Below are 18,719 nucleotides of genomic sequence, written 5' to 3'. Positions count from 1 at the left end.
GGCTGCCCGACACGGCCCGCGCCACCCCGACACCGCCCCACGGCCCGCCCGCCCCCCCCCCCCCGGGGGCGGCCGGCCCTTCCACGTGTGCGGCGCGCTTCAGCCGGCGGCGGCGACGCCCGCCTCGCCCATCGCGCCGATCCGCCCGAGCAGGTCGACGATCCGGGACTGGACGTCCTCGCTGGTCGAGCGCTCGGCGAGGAACAGCACCGTCTCGCCGGTGCGCAGCCGGGGCAGTTCGCGCGGGTCGAGGTCCACCGAGGTGTAGACCACCAGCGGGGTGCGGTGCAGCCGGTCGTTGGCGCGCAGCCAGTCCAGCAGGCCGACCCGGCGGCGGCGGATCTGCAGCAGGTCCATCACCACCAGGTTGGGCTGCACGCTGCTGGCCCGGGCCACCGCGTCGTTCTCGTCCACCGCGTGCTCGACGTGCATGCCGCGCCGCTCCAGGCTGCTGATCATGGCGGCGGCGATGTCCGGGTCGCCCTCGACCAGCAGCACCCGCGGGGCGTGCTGCTCGCCGTCGCGCGGCGCGAGGGCGCGCAGCAGGACGGCCGGGTCGGCCCCGTACGCGGCGTCCCGGGTGGCCTGGCCGAGGCCGGCGGTGACCAGCACCGGGACTCTGCGGTTGAGCGCCGCGGTGCGCAGTGACTGGAGCGCGGTGCGGGTGATCGGGCCGGTCAGCGGGTCGACGAAGAGGGCGGCGGGGAAGCCGGGGACCTGGGCGTCCACCTCCTCGCGGGAGCGGACGATCACCGGCAGGTAGCCGCGCGCCTGGAGGGCCTGCTTGGTGGCCGGGTCGGGTTCGGGCCAGACCAGCAGCCGGCGGGTGTTGGCCAGCTCGCCGGTCGGGGCCGACGGCTGCTCGGGTGCGGGCCGCTCCTCGGCGGGCGGGAGCTCGGCCATCGGGCGCGGCGCGGTCCGGGCGGCGTCGGCCGGGACGGGCGGCTGCGGCGCGGCGGCGGGCACCGGGCCGAGCTGGCGCGGCGGGGCGAGCTCGCCCAGTCCGGTGCCGACCGGGCGCGGGCCGGACGGCTCCTCGGCGGCGGGCAGCGCGGCCCGGGCGGGCGCCAGCGCGGTGCCGGGGGAGGGCTGCGCCTGGCCGGCCTGGCCTCCTTGGCCTCCCTGTCCGGACGGGCCGGAGGCGTTCACCAGGGCGTCCGGGCCGGGCCCCGGCGGGACGGCCAGCCGGCGGCGGCGCCCGGTCGGGGCGGCGGCCGGTTCGGGCGGCGCGGGCGCGGGGCCGGCCGGCAGGGCGTGCTCCAGACCGGGGTAGACCGGGGTGTCGGCCGCCCCGGGCAGGGCGAAGCCGCCGGAGGACTCCTCGGCCGAGGGCAGCGCGCGGCGGCGGCGGTGCCTGGTCTCGCCGGAGGCCTGCTCCTGGGCCGCCTCGGCGGTCGGGGTGCCGCCGGGCGGGGTGCCGTCCGGGGCGGTGGGCGCGGGTGCGGGGGCCGGACCGAGGGCGAGCGGCTCGCGCCCGCCGGGGCGGTTCGGCTGCGCCCGGTGGCCCTCGACGGGCACGGCGTAGGCGGGGCCGGAGCGGCCGTCGTCCTTGCCCCACGGGTCGCTCTGGGCGCCGTTCGGCCCGGCCAGGCCCTGGCGGCCGTACGCGGGGTCGTTGCCGGTGCCGTTCCACTGCTCGGGGACGGCCCGCTCGACCCGGGCGGGGGCGTTCGGCCACTGGTCGGCCGGGATGTCGGGGTTGCCGGGAGCACCGGGGACGCCGGGGGCACCGGGGGCGTCGGACGCCGGGGTCTCGGCGGCCGGGCGGCCGCGGCGGCCGCGCCGCTCGGCGGGCGGCTCCTCGGCGGGCGCCCGTTCCGCGGCGGGGGCCGCGGCGGCCTCGGGGGTCTCGGAAGCGGGCTGCTCGTCGGCCGCCGCGGGCTCGGCGCCCTCGCCGCTGCTGGGCAGCTGCGGGATGCCCGGGAGCTCCGGCAGGACGGCGCTGTCGCTCTCCTTGGGCCGGTCGGAGCGGCCTTCGGCGGCGGCGCGCTCGGCGGCGGCCTTCGCGGCGACCGGGTCCAGCGGCAGCTCGACGACGTACGTGGTGCCGGCCTTGCCGGGCAGCTCGTGCGGCTGGAGCACGCCGCCGTGGCGCTCGACCACCGCGCGGGCTATCGGCAGGTGGACGGGGCTGCCGCCGACGCCGGGGCCGCGGATCTCGACCCGGGCGACCTCGCCGCGCTGGGCGGCGGCCAGCACGACGGTCGGCGGCTCGGGGGCGGGCGGCAGCGCGGGCGCGGCGGCGCCGTTCAGCCCGGGCACGGTCAGACCGGGGGAGGGGGCGACGGGGGCGTCCAGGGAGAGTCCGACGCCGCTGACGTCGGCGACCAGGTGGGCCAGCGCCTGGGCCAGCCGCCGCTCGTCGGCGATCACCTCGACCGCGGCGGCGTGCACCGAGAACCGCACCCGGCCGGGGCCGACCAGCTCGCCGGCCTCCTCGACGGCCCGGCGGACCACCTTGTCCAGGCCGACCGGGACCCGGGACGCGGCCTTCGGCCCGTCCTTGCCGTCCTTGGCGCCGGCCTTGGGCTCCTTGCCGTCCTTGCCGTCCTTGGCCTCGGCGGCGCCGCTCTCGCCGGCCTCGCAGCGCTGGTGGTCGAGCACCCCGTCGATCAGCTTCCCGTACCGGCGGCACTCGGCGGCCAGCCGGCGCAGCGTCCAGTTGGCCTCCGGCCAGAGCTGGCCGGCCGGGTCGGCGGCGAGCGCGTCCAGCCGCTCGTTCAGTGCGTTCAGGGCACTGCCCAGCTCGCTCTCCAGGACGGCGGTGAGGTGCTCGTTGCGGGCGACCAGGGCGAGTTCGCGGCTGCGGTCGGTGAAGGTCATCACCGCGCCGACCAGCTGGTCGCCGTCCCGGACCGGGGCGGTGGTGAGGTCGACGGTGACCGGCCGGCCGTCCTTGCGCCACAGCACGGTGCCGCGCACCCGGTGCTTGCGCCCGGAGGTGAGGGTGTCCAGCAGCGCCGACTCCTCCAGCGCCAGCGGGGTGCCGTCGGCCCGGGAGTGCTGGATCAGCGGGTGCAGCTCGCGCCCGCCCAGCTCGCTCGCCCGGTACTCCAGGATGTGCGCGGCGGCCGGGTTGACCAGCACACAGCGGCCTTCGAGGTCCACACCGAGCACGCCCTCGGCGGCGGCCCGCAGGATCATCTCGGTCTGCTTGTGCTGGCGGCGCAGCTCGGCCTCGACGCCCAGCCGGCCGGAGAGGTCGCGGACCAGCAGCAGGAGCAGGTCGGAGGAGGAGGGCGAGTTCTCGCGGTACGAGTCGTACGGGGAGCGCGCGTAGCCGCGGCCGTCGCCGTCGTCGGCGAAGTCGTTGCCGGAGACCTCGACCGGGAAGGTGGTGCCGTCGGTGCGGTGGGCGGTCATCCGGACCGGGCGGTCGAGGGCGTCGCCGTCGCGGGTGGCCGGTCGCATCGAGCCGGGGATGCGGCTGGGGTCGAACTCGGGCAGCAGACCCAGCACGCCCATGCCGACCAGTGAGGTGCCCGGCGCCTGCAACGCCTGGACCGCCGCGCTGTTGGCGTCCACGACGGTGCCGTTGCTGTTCACCAGCAGCAACGCGTCGGGCAGGGCGTCGAGTATGGCGGCGAGGCGAGCAGCGCCTCGGATCGGCCTGCTGCTCACGTCGACAGGTCTCCTCGGCTCGGGGCAGCTCCTCCGGAGACGGCAGTATCTCATTCTTCTTTGCGGCGGAGTCGACCCGCCTAGTAACGTTGGCGGCGGTTGGTGCCGAGCCCCACGGTTGTGGCATCATCACTGACACACGGAACGGCTCCGCTCGCGCGGGTACGATCCCTGTGGGGAGGCTTCGCCTAGTCCGGTCTATGGCGCCGCACTGCTAATGCGGTTTCGGGGTTATTCCTGATCGAGGGTTCAAATCCCTCAGCCTCCGCCAGTCGGGAGCCCCCGTCGACGATCTCGTCGGCGGGGGCTCTTCGCGTTCCCGGCTGCGGTCCGGCTGCGGTCCGGGACGGCCCGGAGCGCGGCCTCGGCGGGGCCGGGAGGAGGTCGGGAGGGGTCGGGCGGGGCCCGGAACAACCGATTTCGTCCTACGCCGCAGGTCATGTAATGTTGTCCCCGCAACGCCCCGGCGGCAACGTTCACCAGGGCGAGCGCTCATAGCTCAACGGATAGAGCACTTGACTACGGATCAAGAGGTTGCAGGTTCGAATCCTGCTGAGCGCACTCAACTCCGCAAGATCGGGTTCGCCCGTTCCTTGCGCTCATAGCTCAACGGATAGAGCACTTGACTACGGATCAAGAGGTTGCAGGTTCGAATCCTGCTGAGCGCACCATCGAGAAGCCCCCGGCCACCGGCCGGGGGCTTCTCCGTTTCCCCGGCGTACCCGACGAGTGATTCGAACACAGGCCACGGGTGGGTGGCCGCGTCCCGGAGGCCGGTGCCCGCCGAATGGGCCTGGAGGTGCCATTCCCGCGTCCGTTCGGGTGGCGCCGATTGCCGCCTAATGGATGAAATGCAGCCGTTTCGGGTACATCCCGTCCTGCCGCCCGGATGACCGCCGAACGGGTGGGACACGGCCAAAAGCACCGGTGTCGCAGTATGACCGGCCCAGGATCGTGATTCCTTTTTGTCGGATCTTGTGCAGACTGCCCACCCCCCGGCAGCCGACCGCGAAGGAGAGCCGGATGAGCCGACAGTTTCCCCGTACGGCTGTCGCCCTGGCCGTCCTCGCGAGCGGGCTGCTGACCGCGTGGAACGTCCCGCTCGCGGCGGCCTTGCAGTCCCCCGACACCCGGTCCGCCGAACACCGGGCGGTGCCGCCCTCCGGGCTCCCGGCCCGGGTCGACCTCGACGCCGCCCCGCAGGAGTACGGCATCGCCACGCACGTGGCCTCCGACCTCCTCCTGGGCGCCGGCGCGACCGCCCCGGCGCGCACCGGCCGCAGCGGCGCCGACGTGTCGATCGCCCTCCCCTTCCCCACCGAGGCGGCGATCGGCCGCTACTACCGGCTCACCGTCCCGGTCGCGGTCGGCGACCGGCCCGCCACCCTGGCCGGCTGGATCGACTTCGGCCGCACCGGCCGGTTCGACCCCGCCCAGCGGGTGCAGACCGAGATCCCGGCCGGCGCCGCCACTGCGACCCTGGAGTGGACCGTCCCGCCCGGCGCGGCCTCGGGCGAGACCTGGGCCCGGCTGCGGATCGGCCGCGACGCCGGACAGCTCGTCTCCTCCGGCGGCTTCGCCGACTCCGGACAGGCCGCCGACCAGCGGATCGAGCTGACCGTCGGCGCCGCCCGGCCGGAGATCGCCGAGCCGGTCGCCGGTGCCGTCCTCGCCGACGCCCGCCCGCAGGTCAGCGGCCACGGCGCGGTCGCCGGCGCCACGGTGGAGGTCCGGGAGGGCGACACGGTCCTCTGCCGGACCGAGGTCGGGAGCGGCGGTGACTGGTCCTGCCGCCCCGGCACGGAGCTGGCCGTCGGTCCGCACGCCCTCACCCCGGTGGAGACCACCGGCGGCGGCGTGGTGCTGCGCGGCGATCCGGTCACGGTCGACGTGAAGACCGTGCCGCCGGGCGCTCCCACGCTCACCGTCCCCGCGTACACCAACGACCCGGGGCTCCGGCTCACCGGCACCGGCGAGGCGGGCAGCACCGTCTCGGTCCTCGACGAGGGCTCCAGCGACGAACTGTGCATCACCGGGGTGCCGGCGGGCGGCGCGTGGTCCTGCCTGCCGGTCGAGGACCTGACGGACGGGAAGCACTTGCTCACCCCGGTCGCGGTCGACCGGGCGGGCAACCGGACGGCCGGGCTGCCGGTCTCGCTGGTCGTCTCCACCGCCCTGCCGGGCCGGCCGGTGCTCACCTCGCCGGCCCCGGGGGAGACCGTGCGGGTCAGCCGGCCGAAGCTGGCCGGCCGGGCGGATCCGGGCACGGACGTGCTGGTCACGACGGGGGCCGACGCGGGCGCGGAGCCGGAACGGCGGACGGTGCTCTGCGGGGCGACGACGGCGTTCGACGGGAGCTGGAGCTGCACGGCCAACCGGGACCTGGCGGCCGGGGAGCAGTGGCTGACCGTCACGGCGACCGACCGGGCGGGGAACGCGGCCTCGGCGGAGCCGGTGCCGGTACGGGTCGCCACGACAGAGGCGGCGCCCGCTCCGGGGGCATCGAGCCCGGCGGTGCCGAGTGCGGCGGCGCAGAGTTCGGTACTGCCGAGCCTGGTGCTGCCGAGCGCGGCGGCTCCGAGTGCGACGGCAACGGCAACGGCGACGGCTTCGGGTCCGGGGGCGTCGAGCCCGACGGCGGCGGTGTCGGCGTCGAGTTCGGCAGCGAGCCCGGTGGCGGCGAGGCCGGGGTCGCCGACTCCGGTGGCGTCCGGTGCGGCGGCGGTGCCCTCGGGCCCCGCCAAGCCGAGCCCGAGCGCCCAGGGTGCGGCGGTGGCCTCGCCGACTCCGTCCGTCGTGGCGGCGCCAGCGGAGGTGCCGGTCGCCGTTCCGCCGTTGGGCGCACGGCCGGTGACGGCGAGTCCGGTGGGCTCCGGTCCGTCGGCGGGCCCGTCGGCGGGGCCGTCGAGGGCGACTCCCGGGCCCGCGAAGACCGTGGCGGCCGCGTCCGCCGCTTCCACCAGGCCCGTCGTCCCGACCCTTTCGACCGCCGAGGCCTTCTCCCCGAGCCTGACGCCGGCCCCCGCTACCGGCCACGGCGCCCCGGCCGCGGCGGTCGTCGCGGTGCGGCCCGGGCCCTCACCGGCCGGAGCCGCCGACCCGGTCGACTCCGCCGGGCCCGCCGGGGACGCGGTTCCGCCGTTGGCGGCGCCGCCGGTGGAGACCGCGCAGGGCGCGTCCGGGCGGTCCGGGGCGACCGGCTGGCGCGGTGGAATCGCCGGATTCCTGCTGGTGCTCACCGGCCTCGGGCTGATCACCCGTCGGGTGTTCGCCCGCAGGCCAGGTGCTCCTCGGCGCTGAACTGCGCCGAACTGTCCCGACCATCAGTTCATGTGCCTGCGCGTCAGGTCGGCTTTGGATGATTCGTCAGTAAATGTCGACACACCTCGGCTCAAATGTCGCATTTGATGACGTATGAACTTAGCCTGACCCTGGCACTGCCCGTCAGATCCGGGCCGCCCGTTGCGCGACACACCGACCCAGAGGATCCGTGCATGGACGTCACCCGCGATTCTTCGCAGCGACCCGACAACCTGCCCAAGGCACTCCCGCCGGCCCTGCCGGAACGTTCCGCCGTCGGCTCCGGCCCGCTGGCCGGGACCACCGCCGTCAAGACCCTCAAGCTGGGCGGCCCGGCCGACAGCGGTCCGGCGACCACCCCGCTGGCCGTCGTCCCGAGCCCCTCCCACGGCGGCTCGGCGGACCTGCGGGACCCGCTGGAGTCGGCCGCCCCGGAGACCATCGAACTCCCGGACCCCACGGTGGCCGGGGCCCTGACCGCCACCACCTCCCGGCGCCCGCCGCGCGCCGACCAGGCGCTGCGCGAGCAGCGCGCCACCGCGCTGCCCGGCTGGCTGGCCCTGCTGGCGGTGCTGATCGGCGTGGGCGGCGTGCTGCTCGTGCTGCTGCGCACCGGCGTCATCCCGTACTGGGACGCGCTGCCCGACCTGCGCGGCAGCGCCGCGCGGGAGAGCGGCCGGGTGGAGGTGGACGCGCCGTGGATCGCCGCGGTGGCCGCCGCCGGCCTGCTGGTGGTGTTCACGCTCGCCGGGCTGCTGGCCAACGCGGGCGGCGAGACCCGGGTGCTGACCCGCTGGGGCCGCTACCGGGGCACCGTCCGCCGGACCGGCCTGGTCTGGGTCAACCCGCTGCTGCGCCGCCGCCGGGTGGACGTGCGGCTGCGGCACTGGCGCAGCGAGCCGGTCAAGGTGGTGGACCGCACCGGCACGCCGATCGTGGTCCGGCTGCTGATCGTCTGGCGGGTCAAGGACACCGCGCGGGCGCTGCTCGCGATCGAGGACCACGAGAGCTACCTGCGCGAGCAGGTCCAGGCCGTGCTCACCCGCACCGCGTCCACCCTGCCCTGCGACAGCAACGCCGCGCCCGGCCCCGCGCTGCGCGACGGGCAGTGGTTCGCCGACGAGATGACCAGGGCGCTGGCCGCCGAGGTCGCCCCGGCCGGCCTGGAGGTCTACTCGGTGCAGCCGCTGGCCCTGGACTACGCGCCCGAGGTGGCCGAGTCGATGCGCCGGCGCAGACTGGCCGACCTGGACGCGGGCCTGCGCACGGTGCTGGTGGACGACGCGGTCGAGGCCGCGGCGCTCGCCGTCCGCCGGCTGGAGCGGGCCACCGCGCACGAACTGGACGAGGCCGCCCGCAGCGCGCTGATGGAGCAGCTGCTGGTCGCCTTCGTCGCCCCGGCCGGAGTGGCCGCCTCGGTACCGTCCCCGGCCGCCCGTGCCGGGCGGAAGGAAGGACGACCCGCATGAGGATAGCCACCGGCGCGTACGCCGAGTCCGGTATCGGCCCCGACGGCGATCCCGGACTGATCGGCTTCGAGGAGCGCCTCGGCAGCATCCCCGCGCTCGCGGGCTGCGGCTGCCCGAACTGCGTCGTCCGGCCGCGCACCGCCCGCTCCGCGGCGGCGGCCGGCGGCAGCCGAATACACCGGGCCGTGCGGGGCACCTGCCTGGCCACCACCGTGCTGGCGGGCGCCGGCGTCGTCGGCCTGACGGCCGGCGCCGGATCCGCGCACGCCGCGGCCGGGAAGCAGGGCTGGGACGGCTCGAAGTACTGGTTCAAGAACGGCTCCGGCGAGTGGCGTTGGACCAGCCACTACGACGTCTACGCGAGCCGCACCGGGCAGTCCGGCGGCTCCGCCGGTTCCTCTGGTTCCTCCGCTCAGGCCGTCTCCAACGGCTCGGCCTCCTCCGCCGGGGTGCGCCAGGGCTGGGACGGCTCGAAGTACTGGTTCAAGAACGGCAGCGGCGAGTGGCGTTGGACCAGCCACTACGACGTCTACGCGAGCCGCACCGGGCAGTCCGGCGGCTCCGCCCGGACCCCCGCGCAGCCCGCGCCTTCCGCGAGCCGTCCGTCGGCGAACCCCGCACCGGCCTCCGGGAGCATGGAGTCGGCCATCGACTACGCGCTCGCCCAGCTGGGCAAGCCGTACGTCTGGGGCGGCAACGGCCCGTCCGGCTACGACTGCTCGGGGCTGGTCCAGCAGGCCTACCGGCGCGCGGGGATCAGCCTGCCGCGGGTGGCCGACGACCAGTACGCGGCGACCACGCCGATCAGCGCCGGGCAGCTGCGCCGCGGCGACCTGGTGTTCTGGTCCGACAGCGGCCGGGCCTCGGGGATCCACCACGTGGGGATCTACCTCGGTGGCAACAAGTTCGTGGAGGCTCCCCGGCCGGGCACGACCGTCCGGATCTCGACCCTCAGCCAGGGCTACTACCCCACCCACTTCGGGCGGCCGTGACCGCGCGGCCATGACGGCGAAGGCCGTACCGGGCCCCGACAGCGCGCCGCTGTCGGGGCCCGGACCGCGTTCGGAGCGGCCGCGGTGCCGGATCCGGCTCAGGCGGAGGCGGCGTCCAGCAGGGCGGTCTGCTCCGGGGTGAGCTGCAGGGTGGCGCCGACCAGCAGCGGCGGGAGCTGCTCGACGGTGCGGGCGCTGGCGATCGGGGCGGCGACCGTCGGACGGGCGGCGAGCCAGGCCAGGGCGACGGAGGCGGGCTCCACCCCCTGCTCGGCGGCGACGGTGTCCAGCGCCTCCAGCACCTTGGGGCCGCGCGGCTCGGCCAGGTAGCGGGCGGCGCCCTCGGCGCGGGCGCTGGCCACGCCGTCGGCGCCCGGACGGTACTTGCCGGTCAGGAAGCCGGAGGCCAGCGCGTAGTACGGGACGGTGGCCAGGCCGTGCTCGGCGACCACGTCGGCCAGCGGGCCCTCGAAGGTGCCGCGCGAGACCAGGTTGTAGTGCGGCTGGACGGCGACGTACTTCGCCAGGCCCTCGCGCTCGGCGAAGGCCAGCGCCTCGGTGAGCCGCTCGGCGGAGATGTTGGAGGCGGCGACCGCCCGGACCTTGCCCTCGCGGACCAGCTCGTCCAGCGCGGTGACGAACTCCTCGACCGGGGTGTCGTCGTCCCGGTGGGTGTAGTAGAGGTCGATCCGCTCGACGCCCAGGCGGCGCAGCGAGTCCTCGGCCGCGGCCTTGATGTTGGCGGCGCCCAGGCCACCGCGCTCGGCGAGCATGCCGACCTTGGTGGCGATCACGACGTCCTCGCGGTTGCCGCGGCTGCGCAGCCAGTTGCCGAGGACGGTCTCGGACTCGCCGCCGGTGTTGCCCGGGGCCCAGGAGGAGTAGACGTCGGCGGTGTCGACGAAGTTTCCGCCGGCCGCCGCGTAGGCGTCCAGGACGGCGAAGGACTGCTGTTCGTCGGCCGTCCAGCCGAAGACGTTGCCGCCGAGGGAGAGCGGGAAGACGGACAGGTCGGAGGTGCCGAGGCTCACCCGGCTGTGGTTTCCGGTCATGAAGGCAGTCAACCCCATGGCCCGGCCCGGCATTCCGGGAACCCCGCGGTCTTCACGAGGCTGTTGCACGGAAGGGTGGTGTGGTCCGCGCGACGGGGGTCCGGGGTGTGCCCGAGGTGGGCCGATTCGTTAGAGTCCGTGCCATGGCTGACAACGACTACGACCCCGCCGGCAGCACCCAGATGTTCCGGGCGTTCGTCGACGAGAGCCCGGCGCCCCAGGCCCCGGGCAACGTTTCCACCTACGGCAGCAGCAAGAGCAGCGGCCGCACCGGCGTGATCGCGCTGGTCGCCGTCGTCGTGCTGGTCGTCCTGGGCGCCGTCGTCTGGCTGGCGGTCAAGTGACCTTCGCGCGGGTGGCCCTCGTCCGGGTCACCCGCGCGACGGAAGACGAACACCTCAGCAGGGCTTGCGCCAGGCGTTCAGTTCGAGCTTCTTCCGCATCGAACTGAAGCCCAGCGACTTGGCCTTGCCGCAGAACTGGTCCGTGTCGAGCTTGTACTCGACGTGGAAGACCGCCTTGCCCGCCTTGACGAAGGGCGCGACCCGGTCGCACTCGTCGAACTGCGCGCACTCCTCGTTGACCGCGAAGTCGAAGTCCGGGAGCAGGGCCGGGATCTGGTCCAGGTCGTTCTTCAGGCCGATGGCCAGGCCGCGTTCGTGGGCGAGCTGGGCCAGCATCCGGTTGTACTTGAGCTGGTCGTCCGGGGTCAGCGGGAAGCCGCTGTTCTGGTTGTACGCCTCGATGGTGTCCGGCTCGACGGCGTCGAAGCCCTTGCTCCGGCACATGTCGAAGCGGGCGGCCATCAGCGGCTTCAGCTGGTCGAGCTTGCGGATGTCGAACCACTTCTCGCCCTTCCAGCCGGTGTCCGAGCCCTGGAGGGACTTGGCGAAGGCGGCGGAGTCGGGGCGGAAGTCCTCCCAGGAGCCGGCGTTGATGTAGCAGATCACCTTGCGGCCCTTGGCGTGCAGCGCGGCCACCACCGAGGCGTCGTTCTCGAAGCCGTCGATGTCGTAGACCGGGACGTCCACCGACTGGTCGACGCCGCCGCCGAGTTGCCACTGCCAGGCGAGGCCCGGGGCGGGCTGCCAGCGGGCGCCGGCCGGTGGTGCCGGGTTGCCCGGCGGGGTGCCGGTGCCCTGCGGGGTGCCGGGAGGCGTGCTGCTGCCGGGCGTGCCCGGGGCGGGCGCGGTGGTGCCGGGAGCGGTGGGCGCGGGGGTCGGCGTGCCCGGCTCGGTGGTGCTCGGGTCGGGGGTGCCGGGGGTGCTCGGCGCGGTGGCCGCGGGGGAGTTGCTCGGGGTGCCGTCGGCCGAGTCCTGGTCGTCCTCCGATCCCGAGCTGCTGCACGAGCTGACCAGCAGGGCGGTGGCGGTGGCGAGGGCCAGGGCGGCCGGGAGGTGCCGGTGGTTGCGGCGGTTCACGGTAGTCGGACTCCGGATCGGGTCAGGTCAGTTCGGCGGCGTTCAGGCCGTACGGCAGGGTGCGCCAGGGGTTCTCCCCGGCCCCCGGTACGGCGCAGCCGACGCCGGCTCGCCGGGCGGCGATCAGGGCGGCGGCGTCCTGGGCGTGCTCGGAAGGGACGTCGTAGACCAGGTGGCAGAAGCGGGAGGCCGCGTGCCGGCCGGTCCACAGCGGCAGCGTCATGGCGCGGTAGGCGTCCCAGTCGCCCTCGAAGGTCACCAGCAGGTCGGCCAGGCCGACTTCGGCGTAGCCCGGGTCCGGGTGCTCGCCGTGGCCGAACACCACGGTGCCGCAGCCGGCCGCGCGGGCGGCCGTGGCCAGCCGCCGGTAGTGCGCGAGCGCACCCGGGTGGGTGGAGACCTGATCGAGGTAGACGCCGGTGATGCCGTGGCGCTGACGGTACGTCAGGATGTCGGCCACCACGGCCGCGTGCGGCCGGCGGCCGTAGTCGGTGTCGGTGTAGCCGACCAACGGCAGTCCGGCGGCGCGGAGTTCGTCGGCGGCCTCGGCGAAGACGTGGTCCGGGAACTCGCCCGGACCGTCGGCGAGGTTGAGCACGACGGCGGCGATCCGGGCGGGGTCGGCGGCGGCGACCGCCTGCCAGGCCGCCGGGTCCACCGCGGGGTGGACGTACAGCGGCACCAGCAGGCGGCCGTCGGGGGTGTGCCCGGCGGTCATGCGACCACCGGGTCGGGCGTGGGCCCGGCGGTGCCGAGCCACAGGTCGCGCAGGGTGTCGGCGAGGTCCGTCTCCGGCCGCCAGCCGAGCTCCCGGTCGGCGGCCGACACGTCGGCCTGCTGCCAGGAGACCGCGGCCGAGCGCTCGGAGCCCGCCCCGCTCTCGTCGATCCGGCCGGTGAAGCCGGCCGCGGCGACCAGCCCGTCCGCGATCGCCCGGACCTGCCGGGCGTGCCCGGAGGCCAGGTTGAGCACCCGGGGGAGCGGACGGTCGGCGGTGACGGCCAGGCCGACCGCCTTCGCCACGTCCCGGGCGTCGACGAAGTCGCGGTAGGCGGAGAGGTCGCCGACCGTGATCACGCCGTCGGCGCCCTCGGGCGCCACCCGGCGCAGCTCGGCGGCCAGCCGCCCGGGCAGCGAGCCCGCCGGGGCGCCGGGGCCGACCGGGTTGAACACCCGCAGCACCACGGCGTCCAGCGGCGAGCCGGCCACCGCGAGGGAGCCGGCCAGCTTGGTCGCGCCGTACACACCGACCGGGCGGGCGTCGGCGTCCTCGGCGAGGGACTCGCCCCGCGCGCAGACGCCGTACTCGCCGGCCGAACCGATGTGCACCAGGCGGGCCTTCGGGGCGCCGAGGGAGAGCGCCTCGCAGAGCACCGCCGGGCCGCGGGCGTTCACCTCGGCGAGCTTGACCGCGCTGCCGGCCACCGCGCCGGCGAAGTTGACCACCGCGTCGGGGGCCAGCGTGGACAGTTCCTCGCCGAGCGGGCCGGCCTGGGCGGTGGCCAGGTCCAGCCGGAGGTCGTGGGCGGGCCGCCGGCCCGCGGTCAGCACGGTGGCACCGGGCACTGACCGCAGGACGGCGGTGGCGTGACGGCCGAGGAAGCCGTCGCCGCCGAGGAGCAGAATTCTCACGCGGCCCGTCCGTCGCTCTCGGCGCCCGCGGTGGCGGGCTCGGTGGTCGCGTCGTCCGGGGCGGTGCGGGCGGCCGGGATCGGCAGCTCCGCGACACCCGGTGTGATGCCGCTCGACTCGAAGGGCATCAGGACCGGACGGATGGTGGAGAACTCGGCGTTGGCCCGGTCGTAGTCGTCGGGCCGGCCGATGTCCAGCCAGTAGCCGCCGAACTCGTACGCGGCGGGCGGGGTCTCGGCGGCCAGCAGGTCGAGCACCAGCTCGTCGAAGCCCAGCGGCAGGCCGGGGGTGTACTTGGCCAGCGCCGAGCGGGAGACGCCGTACACGCCCATCGAGACGCGGTAGTCGATGCTGGGCTTCTCCTGGAAGCCGGTGATGGTGCCCTCTTCGGAGGTCAGCACGCCGAAGTCGATCTTGACCTGGCGGGCGTAGGTGGCGATGGTCAGCGGGGCGCCGGACGCCTCGTGGTGCTTGAGCACCCCGGCGAAGTCCAGGTCGGTCAGGATGTCGCCGTTCATCACCAGGAAGTGCTCGGGCAGGCGCTCCTGCATGGTGAGCAGCGGGCCCATGGTGCCGAGCGGGCTGTCCTCGACGGCGTAGCCGACCCGCAGGCCCCACTGCGAGCCGTTGCCGACGTAGGCGCGGATGATGTGGCCGAGGTGGCCGATGGCCAGGGTGACGCTCTGGAAGCCCGCGGCGGCGAGCTGGCGCATCACGATCTCCAGGATCGCGTGCTGGTCGCCGATCGGGACGAGCGGCTTGGGAAGCGCGGTGGTGTACGGGCGGAGACGGACGCCCTTACCGCCGGCCAGGATCACTGCGTGCATGGTGTTTCCCCCACGGAAAGGATGTGCAGGACACGAACCTTGGTTACCAGGACGAGCAAGATCGGTCGGGGCGGGTCAGACGTTGTAGATGTCGGTCTTGTAGCGGGCCAGGTTGGCCGGGTCGCGGAAGAACTCGATGGTCTGCTCCAGGCCCTGCTCCAGGCTGAAGTTCGGGGCCCAGCCGGTGGCCTCGCGCAGCCGGGTCGCGTCCGCGACCAGGCGCATGACCTCGGAGTTGGTCGGACGGATGCGCTGCTCGTCCTCCTTCACCACCAGGTCCACGCCCATCAGCTTGCCGACCAGGGTGACCAGGTCGCCGACCGAGATCTCGCCGCCGGTGCCGGCGTTGAAGGTCCGGCCGACCACCGTGTCGGCGGGCGCGGAGCCCACCGTGCGGAAGGCGTTGGCGGTGTCCTTGACGAACGTGAAGTCGCGGGTCGGGCGCAGGTCGCCGAGGGTGATCTCGGTCTGGCCGGCCGCGACCTGGGCGATCACGGTCGGGATGACGGCGCGCATCGACTGGCGCGGGCCGAAGGTGTTGAACGGGCGCAGGGTGACGACCGGGGTCTCGAAGCTGGCGTGGTAGCTGTCGGCCAGCCGGTCCCCGCCGGCCTTGGAGGCGGCGTACGGGGACTGGGTGTTGATCGGGTGGTCCTCGGTGATCGGCACGGTCTGCGCGGTGCCGTAGGTCTCGCTGGTGGAGGTGTGCACCAGGCGGGGGATCTCCTGGTGGCGCACCGCCTCCAGCACGTTCAGGGTGCCGGTGACGTTGGTGTCCACGTACGAGTGGGGGGCGCGGTAGGAGTACGGGATCGCGATCAGGGCGGCCAGGTGGTAGACCGCCTCGGTGCCCTTGACCAGGCCGTTGACCGAGCCCGGGTCCCGGACGTCGCCGAGGACGATCTCGACCGAGTCCAGCACCTCCTCGGACAGGGTCTCCAGCCAGCCGAAGGACGAGAACGAGTTGTACTGGACCATCGCGCGGACGTGGTGCCCGTCGGCGACCAGGGTCTCGACGAGGTGGGAGCCGATGAAGCCCTCGGCTCCGGTAACCGCAACGCTGCTCATGCGGATGTCGCTTTCTCGATCTGCCGGGGCGGCCGGACGCACTGGGGTGGCCGGCCGCCGTTGGCCCGGTGGGTGTCTCAGGTGGAACGGGTACGGCGGTGCACGCGAAGGAGGCGTGCGGGATATTCGATGTGTTCAGCGGTGCTGGGTGGTGCGTTTTCAGCGGTGCTGGGTGGTGCGGCCGAGCGCGGGCCCGGCCAGTGCGGTGAGGACGAAGGCGGCCGTCCCGCAGCCGATCAGCTGCAGGACGATCGGGTCCGCACCCGCCAGCAGCCCGGCGCTCTCGGCGACCGCGGCGGCCAGACAGACGAGGGCGGTGCTCCAGCTGAACCCGAAGGCGTTCAGCAGCAGCGCCAGCCAGAGCGAGCCGCCGAGGAGCAGCATCGCGCCGAGCTGCGGCACGCCGAGCGCGGGGGCGCCGGGCCACAGCACGGTCGCGGCGGCGTCCAGCGCGGCCACGGTGGTGAGGTAGATGAAGAGGCAGCCGAGCAGGATCCCGCCGGTGCGGCGGGTGAACTGGCCGCTGGTGTGGCTGGTGCGCAACGCGGCCACCGCCATCGCCCGGTAGCGGAAGAGCAGCCACTCGGCGAGGCCCAGGCTGAGCGTCAGCGCGATCATGGCCGGCCCGGTCGGGGTGGTCGACGTGGCCTGCGCGGGGAGGCCGCCGGACTGCACGGCCTGGTGGATCGTCCCGCCGAGGCCGGCGATCAGCGTGAGCGCGCCGCAGGCCAGGCCGAACAGCAGGTGCGGGACCTCCTGGCGGACCGGCAGCCTCAGCTCGACGGACTCGCGTTCGCCGCCGCGGATGCAGACCAGCAGCTCCCGGACGGCCAGTCCGACCGCCAGCACCAGCGACACGAGCAGCACGACCGTACGGACCGGCTGCGGGACGTCCGCCGCCAGCACCACGCCCGCGCCGACCGAGGCCGGGGCCAGCGCCAGCAGCAGGAACTTCTCCCGCCCGAGCACCAGCAGCACGGTCGCCGCGCCCAGGTAGCAGGACTGCCCGGCGGCGAAGCACAGCGCGCCCAGCGGCCCGCCGACCACGTACGCGGCGGCCGCCGCGACCAGCGCGCCGACCGGGGCGCCGACGGCCAGGCAGACCGCGGCCTCGCGGCGGCGCAGCCGGCCCAGCCAGCGGTAGGAGCGGTGCGCCAGCGCCTGGTTGAAGCCCCAGCTGACCAGCGTGGCGACGGACAGCGCGAGCATGCCCGAGGGCAGGCCGAAGCGCATCCGGGTGGTCGCGAACAGGTTGGCGCCGAGCAGGTAGCCGAGCCCCGGCAGGGCGAACACCAGGCCGCGCACCACGCAGCGCCAGGGGTCGGCCCGCCAGGGGTTGGCGAACTCGGAGCTCGGGCCGGGGTAGCGGCGCTCGACCTTCTCGAACAGTTCCTCGGCGACGGTGAACGCGTCGGGGCGGCCGTACAGCAGGGCGGCCTGCTCGTCCGACAGGCCGTCGGACTCCAGGAAGGCCGCGATCTCGTACGGGTGGACGGCGTCGGCGCAGACGTCGCGCAGGCGCTCGGCGAGCTCGTCCAGCGGGTCCGCGGGGAGGTAGAGCGAGTCATCCTGCTCCGGCTCCGGCTCCTGCTCCGACGGGGCGGGACGGCGGCGCTTGAGCGGCAGGGCGCGCAGCTGCACGGTCTGGTCGGGGCCGGCCTCGCCCGGAATCAGTCGCAACGGACCGCTCATGCGTCCACCTCGCTGTGCTCGGCGGCCGCTGAGCGGGACACGCGCCTCTCGATGGTTCTGTCGCCGTGCCCGTTCACGCGCCGACCTCGCTCGGCTCGGGGCGGGCGGCGGCCAGCTGCTGGTCCCAGTCGGGGCTGGGGACCTGGTCGGTGACGGCGACCATGCCGCCGGGCATCCAGCGGGCGGTGCCCAGGAGCTCGGTGTAGATGCCGCGGAAGCCGTCGATGTTCTGGCGGAGGGTGAACTGCTCGATCACCCGCAGCCGGGCGCCCTCGCCGAGCCGGGCGCGCCGTTCGGCGTCGCGCAGCAGCTCGATCGCGGCGGCCGCCATCGGTTCGGGTTCGCGCGGCGGGACGACCAGTCCGGTGTCGCCGACGGCCTCGCGCACGCCGCCGACGTCGGTCGAGACGGTCGCGCGGCCGCAGGACATCGCCTCGATCAGGGTGAACGGGAAGCCCTCGCTGATGCTGGAGAGCATGACCACGTTGCCCGCCGCGTACGCGTCGGTGATGTCGGCGACGCGGCCCTCGAAGGCCACCGAGTCGGCTATGCCGAGCTCGGCGGCCAGGGCTATGCAGCCGTCCCGGTACGCCTCGCCGCCCTTGGGGGTGCCGCCGAAGAGCCGCAGACGCGCCTCGGGGATCTCCCGCTGGACGATGGCGAAGGCCCGGATCAGCGTCTCCAGGTCCTTGATCGGGTCGACCCGGCCGGCCCAGCTGAGGGTCGGCGTCTCGGGCTCGGGGCCGGCCGGCGGGAAGGCCGCCGGGTCCACCCCGTTGTAGACGGTGCGGATGTGCGAGGACGGCGTGCCGCCGCGCTCCTCCCAGCGCCGGTTGTACCGGTTGCCGGGGGTGACGAGGGCGGCCTGCCGGTAGCTCTCCTCGGCGAGCATCCGGTAGAAGCCGAGCAGCAGCGCCTTGACCGGCCAGCGGTAGGGGCCGGTGCGGTAGCCGAGGTAGCGCTCGCGCAGGTAGATGCCGTGCTCGGTGAGCAGAAACGGTACGCCGTACTGCTGGGCGGCGATCAGCCCCGGCAGGGTGGCGAGGCCGCCGCTGGCCGCGTGCGCGACGCCGTCCTTGGGCGGCTCGACCGAGAGCGGCCGCAGGGCGTGCTCCAGCAGGTCGGTGGCGTTCAGGGCGTCGTGCAGGGTGGGCCGGGAGACGGCGGTCGGCAGGTAGTCGCGGGTCCAGACCTGCTGGAGGGTGCGCAGCGCGCGCTCGCTGCGCAGCGCCGGGCTGAGCAGCCCGTGCCGGGCGAGGTCGGCGAAGTTGTACAGCTCGGTGCCGAAGTGGGTGGTGTAGACCGGGTCGAGGATGGAGTGCAGGAAGCGCTCGTACGCGTTGAGGAAGCGCCGCATCTCCTTGCCGCGGGGCGCTCGGCCCTCCGAGGCGGGCCCCCACAGCGGCGCGGTGGTGACCGACCGTACGTTGGCGGGCAGTTCCCAGGCCAGTGGCTCGTGGCCGGTTCCGGTGACGGCGATGACGTCGAACTCGACGTCCGGCATGCCCTGAACGAGCTGGTCGCACCAGACGCTCACGCCGCCGTGCTGGTGCGGATACGTCCCCTCGGTGAGCAGGGTGACGCGCATTCCTGTCCCCCCTCCTGTTCTTGCGTAGGTTCCGGCCTGGATGACCGGAACGGGAGC

General features: G+C 74.8%; 12 protein-coding genes, 3 tRNA genes and 1 pseudogene. 7 read left to right on the top strand and 9 right to left on the bottom strand.

Annotated features, from left to right (window positions below):
- Nucleotides 1-99: 99 nt before the first annotated feature.
- Nucleotides 100-3,621: a PAS domain-containing protein gene (locus ACLWS4_RS09270; RefSeq protein WP_416873748.1), complete on the bottom strand. Its 3,522-nt coding sequence runs from the start codon at nucleotides 3,619-3,621 to the stop codon at nucleotides 100-102.
- Nucleotides 3,622-3,798: 177 nt separating this feature from the next.
- Here ACLWS4_RS09270 and ACLWS4_RS09265 point away from each other — a divergent pair.
- The 6 genes from ACLWS4_RS09265 to ACLWS4_RS09240 all read left to right on the top strand — a co-directional run bounded on the left by ACLWS4_RS09265 (nucleotide 3,799) and on the right by ACLWS4_RS09240 (nucleotide 9,382).
- Nucleotides 3,799-3,892, top strand: a tRNA-Ser gene (locus ACLWS4_RS09265).
- Between the two features lie 217 nt (nucleotides 3,893-4,109).
- A tRNA-Arg gene (locus ACLWS4_RS09260) sits at nucleotides 4,110-4,182 on the top strand.
- 34 nt (nucleotides 4,183-4,216) lie between these two features.
- Nucleotides 4,217-4,292 (top strand) — tRNA-Arg (locus tag ACLWS4_RS09255).
- Nucleotides 4,293-4,644: 352 nt separating this feature from the next.
- Nucleotides 4,645-6,921 carry an Ig-like domain-containing protein gene (locus ACLWS4_RS09250; protein ID WP_416873747.1) on the top strand — a complete coding sequence of 759 codons (2,277 nt, stop codon included), beginning with the start codon at nucleotides 4,645-4,647 and terminating at the stop codon, nucleotides 6,919-6,921.
- A gap of 194 nt (nucleotides 6,922-7,115) precedes the next feature.
- The gene (locus tag ACLWS4_RS09245) at nucleotides 7,116-8,390 is read left to right on the top strand and encodes an SPFH domain-containing protein (protein ID WP_416873746.1); all 1,275 of its coding nucleotides are present in this window, start codon (nucleotides 7,116-7,118) and stop codon (nucleotides 8,388-8,390) included.
- Nucleotides 8,387-9,382: a C40 family peptidase gene (locus ACLWS4_RS09240; RefSeq protein WP_416873745.1), complete on the top strand. Its 996-nt coding sequence runs from the start codon at nucleotides 8,387-8,389 to the stop codon at nucleotides 9,380-9,382. Before ACLWS4_RS09245 ends, ACLWS4_RS09240 begins: the two co-directional genes overlap by 4 nt.
- A 98-nt stretch (nucleotides 9,383-9,480) precedes the next feature.
- Here the strand turns inward: ACLWS4_RS09240 and ACLWS4_RS09235 are convergent, their stop codons facing one another.
- Nucleotides 9,481-10,434: an aldo/keto reductase gene (locus ACLWS4_RS09235; protein ID WP_049650145.1), complete on the bottom strand. Its 954-nt coding sequence runs from the start codon at nucleotides 10,432-10,434 to the stop codon at nucleotides 9,481-9,483.
- 143 nt (nucleotides 10,435-10,577) lie between these two features.
- Here ACLWS4_RS09235 and ACLWS4_RS09230 point away from each other — a divergent pair, with 143 nt between their 5' ends.
- Nucleotides 10,578-10,778, top strand: coding sequence for a hypothetical protein (locus ACLWS4_RS09230; protein WP_049650146.1), 201 nt, complete (start codon nucleotides 10,578-10,580; stop codon nucleotides 10,776-10,778).
- 54 nt (nucleotides 10,779-10,832) lie between these two features.
- On the opposite strand, the gene ACLWS4_RS09225 is transcribed toward ACLWS4_RS09230, so the two are convergent.
- The 7 genes and pseudogenes from ACLWS4_RS09225 to pelF form a co-directional block, all read right to left on the bottom strand.
- Nucleotides 10,833-11,855, bottom strand: coding sequence for an endo alpha-1,4 polygalactosaminidase (locus ACLWS4_RS09225; RefSeq protein ID WP_049650147.1), 1,023 nt, complete (start codon nucleotides 11,853-11,855; stop codon nucleotides 10,833-10,835).
- Between the two features lie 22 nt (nucleotides 11,856-11,877).
- The gene (locus ACLWS4_RS09220) at nucleotides 11,878-12,573 is read right to left on the bottom strand and encodes a spherulation-specific family 4 protein (protein ID WP_074001827.1); all 696 of its coding nucleotides are present in this window, start codon (nucleotides 12,571-12,573) and stop codon (nucleotides 11,878-11,880) included.
- Nucleotides 12,570-13,487, bottom strand: coding sequence for an NAD-dependent epimerase/dehydratase family protein (locus ACLWS4_RS09215; RefSeq protein ID WP_416873744.1), 918 nt, complete (start codon nucleotides 13,485-13,487; stop codon nucleotides 12,570-12,572). The genes ACLWS4_RS09220 and ACLWS4_RS09215 overlap by 4 nt, the downstream gene beginning before the upstream one ends.
- 125 nt (nucleotides 13,488-13,612) lie before the next feature.
- A pseudogene (locus ACLWS4_RS09210) lies at nucleotides 13,613-14,314 on the bottom strand (nucleotidyltransferase family protein); the annotation flags it as partial.
- Between the two features lie 75 nt (nucleotides 14,315-14,389).
- Complete coding sequence (locus tag ACLWS4_RS09205; RefSeq protein WP_074001825.1) at nucleotides 14,390-15,382, bottom strand: SDR family NAD(P)-dependent oxidoreductase; 993 nt, start codon at nucleotides 15,380-15,382, stop codon at nucleotides 14,390-14,392.
- A gap of 159 nt (nucleotides 15,383-15,541) precedes the next feature.
- A complete protein-coding gene (locus ACLWS4_RS09200; protein ID WP_416873743.1) occupies nucleotides 15,542-17,074 on the bottom strand; it encodes a hypothetical protein in 1,533 nt (510 codons plus the stop codon).
- A gap of 73 nt (nucleotides 17,075-17,147) precedes the next feature.
- On the bottom strand, nucleotides 17,148-18,662 hold the full coding sequence (pelF, locus tag ACLWS4_RS09195) for a GT4 family glycosyltransferase PelF (RefSeq protein ID WP_049650152.1): 1,515 nt from the start codon (nucleotides 18,660-18,662) through the stop codon (nucleotides 17,148-17,150).
- Nucleotides 18,663-18,719: the final 57 nt, after the last annotated feature.

Origin of the sequence: Kitasatospora sp. SC0581 (assembly GCF_048159585.1) — a bacterium.
Classification (GTDB): domain Bacteria; phylum Actinomycetota; class Actinomycetes; order Streptomycetales; family Streptomycetaceae; genus Kitasatospora.
The sequence above is the reverse complement of the archived record's forward strand: the minus strand, read 5'-3'. Positions and strand labels throughout refer to the sequence as shown.